Source organism: Nocardiopsis sp. RV163 (assembly GCF_001029525.1).
GTDB classification, from domain to species: domain Bacteria; phylum Actinomycetota; class Actinomycetes; order Streptosporangiales; family Streptosporangiaceae; genus Nocardiopsis; species Nocardiopsis dassonvillei.
On sequence record NZ_LEKI01000208.1, the window covers coordinates 1 to 7991 of the forward strand.

The 7991-nt window shown below is 76.6% G+C and carries 6 protein-coding genes; 3 read left to right on the forward strand and 3 right to left on the reverse strand.

The features are described from left to right. On the forward strand, positions 1–1977 hold a 1977-nt coding region (locus ABD54_RS24020), incomplete at its 5' end, for a tetratricopeptide repeat protein (protein WP_047871811.1). A gap of 131 nt (positions 1978–2108) precedes the next feature. Here ABD54_RS24020 and ABD54_RS24025 read toward each other — a convergent pair. Together ABD54_RS24025 and ABD54_RS29420 are read right to left on the reverse strand one after the other, a co-directional pair. Beyond that, entirely contained in the window at positions 2109–2744 is a 636-nt protein-coding gene (locus ABD54_RS24025) for a hypothetical protein (RefSeq protein ID WP_235432178.1), read from the reverse strand. Next, complete coding sequence (locus ABD54_RS29420; RefSeq protein ID WP_047871813.1) at positions 2741–3976, reverse strand: hypothetical protein; 1236 nt, start codon at positions 3974–3976, stop codon at positions 2741–2743. Before ABD54_RS29420 ends, ABD54_RS24025 begins: the two co-directional genes overlap by 4 nt. Before the next feature lie 242 nt (positions 3977–4218). Here ABD54_RS29420 and ABD54_RS24035 point away from each other — a divergent pair, with 242 nt between their 5' ends. Together ABD54_RS24035 and ABD54_RS24040 are read left to right on the forward strand one after the other, a co-directional pair. Beyond that, on the forward strand, positions 4219–4770 hold the full coding sequence (locus ABD54_RS24035; RefSeq protein WP_235432177.1) for a hypothetical protein: 552 nt from the start codon (positions 4219–4221) through the stop codon (positions 4768–4770). Positions 4771–4793: 23 nt separating this feature from the next. Next, the gene (locus ABD54_RS24040) at positions 4794–5387 is read left to right on the forward strand and encodes a DSBA oxidoreductase (RefSeq protein WP_047871814.1); all 594 of its coding nucleotides are present in this window, start codon (positions 4794–4796) and stop codon (positions 5385–5387) included. 145 nt (positions 5388–5532) lie between these two features. Here the strand turns inward: ABD54_RS24040 and ABD54_RS24045 are convergent. Beyond that, on the reverse strand, positions 5533–7991 hold a 2459-nt coding region (locus tag ABD54_RS24045), incomplete at its 5' end, for a tetratricopeptide repeat protein (RefSeq protein ID WP_047871815.1).

Consider the following 7991-nt stretch of genomic DNA (forward strand, 5'->3'; position numbering starts at 1 on the left):
CGCCAACTCCCCGCCGCGCCCGCCGTCTTCGTCGACCGCCCCCGCCCGATGCGGGCGCTGGAGGCGGCCGTGTCGCACGCCCGCGCCCGTGGCCGCCACGCGCTGGTGGTGATCACGGGGTCGGCGGGGGTGGGCAAGTCCGCCCTGGCGGCGGAGTTCCTGCGCACACACCCGGAACTGGGCGGCGGCGGGCAGCTGTTCGTGGACCTGCACGGCTTCTCCCCCGGACCGCCCGCCGACCCCCACGACGTGCTGGACGTGCTGCTCCGCGCCGTGGGCGTGCAGATCGGGACGGCACCGGCGGACCTCGCCACGCGCGCGGCCTGGTGGAGGTCGGCCACCGCTCACGCGCCCGTCGCGCTGCTGTTGGACAACGCCCTGTCCGCGGCACAGGTCCGCGCCCTGCTGCCCGGGGGCGACCGCGGCACGGTCGTGGTCACCACGCGCCTGCGACTGGCCGGGCTGCGTCTGGACGGCGGACAGTTCGTCGACCTGCCGCCGATGACGGGGGCCGAGGGCGTGGCCCTGCTCTCCGAACTCAGCGGCCGCTCCCCCGCCGGAGAGGCCGACCGGGAGGCCATGCACGGCGTCGTCTCCCTGTGTTCGGCGCTGCCGGTGGCCGTGTGCACGGTCGCCGTCGACCACGGCACCCGCAGCCGGACCTGGCGGGACACCGAGCGGCGCCTGCGCTGCGCTCCCCGTCGGCTCGACCACCTGGACGCCGCGAGCAGGGAAATGGGTATGGACGTGTCCGTGCGCAACGCCTTCGATCTGTCCTACGCCTCCCTCCCGGACTTTCCCGCCCTGCTCTACCGGCGTCTGGCCTGGCACCCGGGCCCCGACGTCACCGGTGAGCTCGCCGCCCGCCTCACCGGCCGCCCGGTGGCCGAGTGCGAGGCGGGGCTGGCCGCCCTGACCCGCCACCACCTGCTGACCGAGCACAGCGCCGAGCGCTTCGCGTTCCACGACCTGCTGCGCCTGCACGCCTCGGAGAAGGCGGAGGCCGAGGAGGAGTCCGGCGCCCGCCGCCGGTGGCTTGCGCGGCTGGTGTCCGGGTACGCCGACCTGGCGGTGTCGGCCGACGCCGTGCTGCGGCCCTACGCGGGCAACCGGGCGGTGCCGGGCTCCCCCTTCACCGACGCCGCGCAGGCCACGGCCTGGCTCAACCGGGAGCGCGACAACCTCGCCGCCCTGGCCGAACTGGCGCCGGAGCTGGGAGCGCACGAGCACGTGCCGCGCCTGCTGGACGGCCTGTGGTCGCTGTTCCTGCACCACGGCCAGGCGCGGTTGTGGCTGCGTGCCGCCGCGCCCGTGCTCGGGGAGCCCCCGGCCGGACTGGAGGAGACGACGGTCGCGCGGCTGCTGAACAACCGCGCGCTCGTGCACAGCCACCTCTCCGGCGTCGAGGAGGCGATGGCCGACCTGGACGCCGCCGAACGGGTCTGGCGGCGCCGCCAGGACCTGGAACGCCTGGCCCAGACCCAGCAGCGCCGGGGCATCGTGGCCTTCCAGAACAACCTCCCGGGACAGGCCGCCGACCACCTCGCCCGGGCGGTGGCGACGGACGAGCGGACCGGGGTCGCCCACAACCTGGCCATCAGCCTGTTCATGCTCGGCCGGGCCCGCCACGCCCTCGGGGAGCCCGGCCCGGCCCGCCTGGCCCTGGAGCGCGCCCTCCCCCTCCTGGACGGGGACGCCTACAACCAGGCGCGGACCCGGATCGTCCTGGGCACCGTCCTCGCCGCCATGGGGGAGTTCGCCTCCGCCTCGGAGGAACTGGAGCGGGCCCTGGAGGTGATGCGCGAGCGAGGCTCGGCCTCCGGCCGGGTCAAGGCCCTGGAGGCGATCGGAGAACTCGCCGAACGCCGAGGGGAGCCCGACCGGGCCCGCGAGGCCTACGAGGGGGCGGTGGAGCTGCTGCCGCCCGCGGACCCGGCCAGACTGCGTGTGGAGAAACGCCTGGAGGCGTTGGGATGACCCCGTCACCGGAGCTGTTAGCCGTTGGACCGGGAAGCCGCCCAAACCCGCACAAGGGCGAGGTTGAGCGCCCGGCACCGGCCGCGACGCCTGACCAGCACGGCCGGGTGCGCTACCAGCGTGCCTCCGGGTCACTTGTGTTCACTGTTCAGGAACGGTGCGGCGCGAACGTACACCTCGTGGACGTGCGACCCTCCCGGGACCGGGGCGCGTTCCGGAGCGGGGCCGCCGTCCGCGCCGGCCCCGTGCCTCGGGGGGAGGGGCGGGTTCCGCGCGGACCTGAGCACGGTTCCGGGCAGCGCCGCCAGGTCGCGACCGCCGACCAGCCACGCGTACACCAGGGCCGCGGCAGCGGCCGTCCCCCACCGGTGCGCGCCGCACTGGGCGCGTCCGGCGCAGGCGAGCGGCGTGACCAGGGCGAGCCCCCACCCGGTGGCCAGGACGCCGCGGCCCTCGGGACCGTGCACGGCGGCCACGAGGCAGCCCGGGTGGGCCCTCAGCAGCGCGCGCCCCGCCTCCTCCGGGGAGGGGGCCGCGTGCCCGCAGCCGCACAGGAGGACGTCGGCGATGTCCGGCCGGTCGGCCGGGCGGCACGGGTCGGCGACGATGGGGGTGTCCGGCCCGGCGGCGAGATGCCCCCGGAGCGGGTCCGGGGCGCCCGGCACCACGAGGACGCGCCCCCGGGACGGGTCGGCGGCGAGCACGTGCTCCCCGGGCTCGGCGACAGCCTTCCGCCCGCCCCGTACCGGGAAGCCCTCCGGGGTCACGCCGCCCACCCGCGCATGTCCCAGCCCAGCGGGCGCAGCGGGCGCGCGGCGGGCAGGATGTCGGGTTCGTCCAATCCCAGGACCTCGTAGAGCACCGTGCGCGTGCGCTGGGCGAAGCGGCCGGGGCGGGAGGTGATCCGGGCGGCCACGGCGCGCAGCGCCTGCCGCTCGGCCTCCCCCACGGGGCCCAGGGCGCGGCCCACGAGCGCAGCCTCCCCGCTCACGGGCGGAAGGGTGCGCAGGACCTGTCCCATGGGCGAGGCCGTGTCCACGTCCGCGCGCCCGTCGTCGGCCACCAGCACCGGCCGTCCGGTCAGGGTGGCGTAGACGGTGGTGGAGCCGTGGTCCCCCACCACGGCGTCGGCGGCGGCCAGCGCGCTGGGCCATTCGGCGTCGACCGGCACCACCTCCAACCCCTGGGCGATGAGCGGGCCCAGCCACTGGTGCACCTGCCAGTCGCCGTGGGCGGCCCACACGTTCGGGTGCACGAGCAGACCGACCCGGCAGGCCGCGGAGACCGCCTCCACGACCAGGCGTTCGAGCAGGGGCCGCCGGGACCCCAGCAGCGACGACCGCCCCCAGGTGGAGGCCGCCACCACCCACACGTCCTCGGGGCCCAGCCCGAGCTGGGAGCGGCACCACGGGCGCCGCTCCAAGGAGGCCAGGATCCGGTCCGCGGCGGCGTCCCCCACGACACGGGCGCCGCCGACCGCCTCGGGGCACGAGGAGGCCAGGCGCAGGGCCTCGTCGTCGTGGGCGAGCGCGATCCGCTCCGCGACCAGGCGGCCGTCCCGGACCAGGCCCTCGCGTCCCAGGCCGTAGGCGGCACGGGCGAGCGCGCCCTGTTCCCCCGGGTGGGCGGGGGTGAGCTTGTTGAAGCCGACGCCGTGCGCGAACAGCACCACGGGCGCGTGGACCCGGTCCAGGACGCGGCTGGCGCTGGCCGCCAGGGCCAGGTCGAAGCGGGTGTTGACCGCCTGCTGCCAGGGCACCACCACGACCCCGGCCCGCGCCAGCCAGGCGGCGAGCCCGGCCCCGAACACCTGGTCGGGCGCGGCCGTGAAGACCACCTGCACGCGCGGGTCGGAGGCCACGGTCGCCACCGGGTCCATCAGCCGCTGCGCGTCGGCGACCGTGCACGCCACGGCCAGCACGCGGCGGCACCCGTCCCAGGTGGTCCACCGGCCCGCGTCCATCCCGATCGGCGCGCGGACCCATTCCGAGTTCCACATTCGAAGCTCCCTTCCAGTCGGTTCCGCACGGGTGCGGCCTCCACGGTGAGGATGGGAGGGCGGACTGGACACACCGCTGGACGCCCCGCTGGACGGCCTCGGACGCGGTACTGGACCGCGCCCGGGGCCTGGGGCTTCCGCTGGTGCCCGTGCCTGCCGCGTCCCGTGGTCCGGAGCGGCAGGGGACGACGTGTGCGGAGCTGTCGCGATCTCTACAACGTGAGAAGAACAGTTCCCCCCTGATGAGACCACGGTCACAACGGCCTGCCCGGGTCCTGGAAAGCGCCCGGGAGAACCCGGACCAGAGCGGCTCTCTCGCCGAACTCGCCGACGCCGTGATCAACCACGCCGCCGGGCCCGACCGCATCGTCCTGCTCGACCGCACCCACGGCCGCAGGGGCCAGGAGGTGCTGTTCGCGCAGGGCTTCCGCGCCCGACTGATCGACGGGCTGACCCTGAGCCCGATCGGGCTGGAGAACGAGGACCCGCTCGCACGCGAGCAGGACGCCCTTCTGGTACTGCCGGGCGAGCGCGAGTACGACGCACCCTACGACCACGTCGCCATCGACAACGTGGCCGCCGCCCGCACCGCCAGCCGGCACCTGCTCGACCTGGGCCGCTACTGCGCGGCCTCCCTCACCACCGTCGCGCCGCACAAGCAGGCCATCGCGCGGGCCGCGGTGTACGCGCTGCTGATCCGGCTGGAGGGCGGTGGGCATGGCGCGTCCGAGCCGCGGCGCGTGCGCCCGGGGTTCGCGCCGGTGCCCGGGGAGAGTACGCTCGGGCGGCCGTGACGCCGCTACGAGGAGGCCCCGCCATGACCCACGAGCCCTGGACGGCCGACTTCTGGTTCGACCCGTCCTGCCCGTTGAGCTGGGTCACCGCGCGCTGGCTGCGCGGGGTCGCCCGGGAGCGCCCGGTCACGGTCCGGTGGCGGGTGATGAGCCTGGCGGTGCTCAACGAGGGCCGCGACGAGGACCCCGAGGGCGACACGGAGGGCTACCTGTGGATCCCGGCCCGCGTGTGCGCGGCGGTGCAGAGCGGCCACGGGCACGAGGCGCTCGGCCGGTTCCACGAGGCGCTGTGGACCGGGGAGGACGCCGCCGAGGGCGAGTGGATCAGCGGCCTCGCCGACGCCCTGCGCCGGGCGGGGCTGCCCGAGGACCTGGCCGGGGCCGGTCTCTCCCGGGAGCACGACCCCTTCCTGCGCGCCTCCCACCACGAGGCCGTGCGCCGCGTGCACGGCGGCGTCGGAACGCCGATCCTGGCCCTGACCGGCGCCGACGGCACGTCGCGGGCGGTCTTCGGCCCCGTCGTCGCCGAGCCGCCGGGTCTGGAGGAGTCCCTGCGCCTGTGGGAGGCGGTCGTGCTCCTCACCGGGGTCCCCGGGTTCCGCGAGATCAAGGCCTGAGGCGCACGGCCACCGGTGCCGACACCGCGCGGCGGGCCGTCCGGGCGGCGTGCGCCCGGGGCGCGCTGACCGCGGACGTGGGCGGCGGCGCCTCCACCGGGGACGTCACCTCGGCGCTGATCGACAACCTCGCCGACCGGGCGCGTCACCCTCCCCCGCCGACCCGCGCCCTCCGGCGCCACAGCTCCAGGTCGGCCCCGATCTCCCGGGTCTTGGGGTGGTCGGGCCCCAGGACGCGCAACTGGTCGGGCAGAAGGGCCTCCATCGCCTCGGCCGCCCGCACGGGATCGCCCGCCTCGCCGCGGAAACGGGCCAGGCTGTGGCGGGTGGTGAGTACGTGGGGGTGGTCGGCGCCCAGATACCGTACCTGGTCGGTCAGGAGTTCGCCGAGCCCGTCCAGAGCGCCCGCGTGGTCTCCTTGGACGCCCCGCCAGGCGGCGATCTGACCGCGGGTGCTGAGGGTGTCGGGGTGGCCGGGCCCCAGGAGGCGCAACTGGTCGGGGAGCAGCGCCTCGAAACCCGCGACGGCGCCGCCGACGTCACCCGTCCTCCCCCGCCACCGGGCGGTCTGGCTGCGGATGACCATGGTGCTCGGGTGGTCGGGGCCCAGCACGCGCCGGTGGTCCCCGATCAGCGACCGGTAGGCCTCGAAGGCGGCCCGGGCGTCACCCGCCCGGCCCTTCAAGGAGGCCAGGTGGCCGCGCGCGGCCAGCGCCTCGGGATGGTCGGGGCCCAGACGGCGCAGCAGGCCCGGCAGAAGGTCCTCCAGCGCCTCGCACGCGCCTCCGGGGTCGCCCGCCCGTCCGCGCCACCGCGCCGCCTGGACCCGGGCGGCCAGCGTCTGGGGGTGGTCGGCGCCCAGGACCCGCGTCATGTCGTCGGCCAGGTCCCGGAAGCCCCGGGCGGCGTCGGCGGCCTCGCCCGCCATGCCGCGCCACAGGACGAGTTCGTGGCGGGCCGCCAGCGAGTCCGGGTGCCGGGGGCCCAGCCGGAGTTCGGCGGCCTCCACCAGGGACTCGAACCGGGCCGCGGCCTGGGAGAGCGCGCCGGAGCGGCCGAAGCTGCTCCCGAGCGCGAACAGCACCCGGTGCGCGCCGCCCTCCCACAGCCACTCGCCGCCGTACTCGTCCAGCGCGGCGGCGTTGGCGCGCAGCCGCTGTCCCGGTGGGCTGGCGTGCACGCGCACCGGCCAGACCGACAGGAGCGCCTCAGCGGCCGTGTGCGCGGTGTCGCGGTCGACGGCGGTCGCGGGGTGGTCCCGGGTGGCGCGCTGCACGAGGCGGTGCGCGCCCACCACGGCGTCCCGCCCGAAGCCCGTGCGGGTGACCAGGTGCAGTCTGGCCAGCGCGGACAGGGCGTCGTCGGCGTCCTGGGCGGTGGGCCGCGGACCGTCGGGGCGTGCGCGGTGGAGGTGGTCCAGAACGGGTTCCGAGGTCAGGACCGCGGCGGGGACTCCTGTGGGGTCCAGCACGCTGACCAGCCGCATCATCGGCCGCGCCAGCCCTTCGGGTGCAAGGGTGTTCGCGTGCTCGACGGAGACCGCCCAGGTGGTGGCCACCGTCCGGGCCCCGTCGTCGGGCAGGCTCTCCCTCTCCGGGAACACACCGGCCAGGGTGCGGCGCCGGTCCCGGAGCAGTGCGCGGTAGGAGTCGCAGGTCATGCCGTCCCTGCGGTCGCGGACGTAGGCGGCGGCGTGGGACAGGGCGAGCGGCAGGTGGCCCAGTTCGTCGGCCAGGGCACTGAGCTCCGCTTCGCCGGGAGTGCGGGGGAGGTCGTGGAGCGCGGTGGCCAGGTAGGCGAGGGACTCCGGCTGCGCGTAGGTGCCGACATCGACGAAGGTGCGTCCCCGACCGGCCAGCGCGGTGTCGGTGCGGCGGGTAGTGACCACGAGGCGGCCCTGGGGTCCGGGGGAGTCATCGTCGGCGGCGGGGGTGGTGGTGCTGGGCGGCCACAGACCGCTCGCGTGCCGGGGGACGTCGAGGTTGTCCAGCACGACCAGCCAGCGGCGGTCGGTGGTCTGGAGCCAGGCGAGGAACTGGTGGGCCGCCCGTTCGGGGTCCTCGTCCACGTGGCCGGAGACGACCCGGCGGGCGGCGTCGGCGTAGGTCTGCGTGATGGCGGACCGCTCGGCCGCGGGGGCCCACACCACCAGGTCGAGCAGCTCCTTCGCCAGGAGGGCGCGGGCGTGGCGGGCGGCGAGCTGGGTCTTGCCCGCCCCGCCCATCCCCGTCAGGACCAGGCCCGGCACGGTCCCGGGACGGCCCCGGGCCGCGCGGTCCATCCGGCCGGTCAGGTCCCGCTCCTGGAAGTGGTCGGCCTCGTTGGGCAGGACCCCGACGACGACGGGCCAGTCGGGCCCGGCGGTCGGCGCGTGCACGATCTGCGTGTCGATGACCGTGTGGTGCCTCGGCTGGTGCACGGTGAGGGTCCGCCCCTGGACCACGGTGCCGCCGCTCACGCCCCCGGTGAGGGTGTTGGCCGCCCCGTCGCCGGTCTCCGGTGCCGCGCGGCGCGGCGCGGCCCGCCCCGTCCGGGCGAGCGCGGTCGCGGCGAGTGCCAGGACGGCGGCGGCGCCGACACCGGCGGCGGCCCGCGCCCTGAGCG

What these genes read in the sequence shown, in the direction of transcription:
- ABD54_RS29420 (WP_047871813.1), bottom strand. Translation starts at nt 3,976, where the DNA reads ATGTGGAACTCGGAATGGGTCCGCGCGCCGATCGGGATGGACGCGGGC.
- ABD54_RS24035 (WP_235432177.1), top strand. Translation starts at nt 4,219, where the DNA reads ATGAGACCACGGTCACAACGGCCTGCCCGGGTCCTGGAAAGCGCCCGG.
- ABD54_RS24040 (WP_047871814.1), top strand. Translation starts at nt 4,794, where the DNA reads ATGACCCACGAGCCCTGGACGGCCGACTTCTGGTTCGACCCGTCCTGC.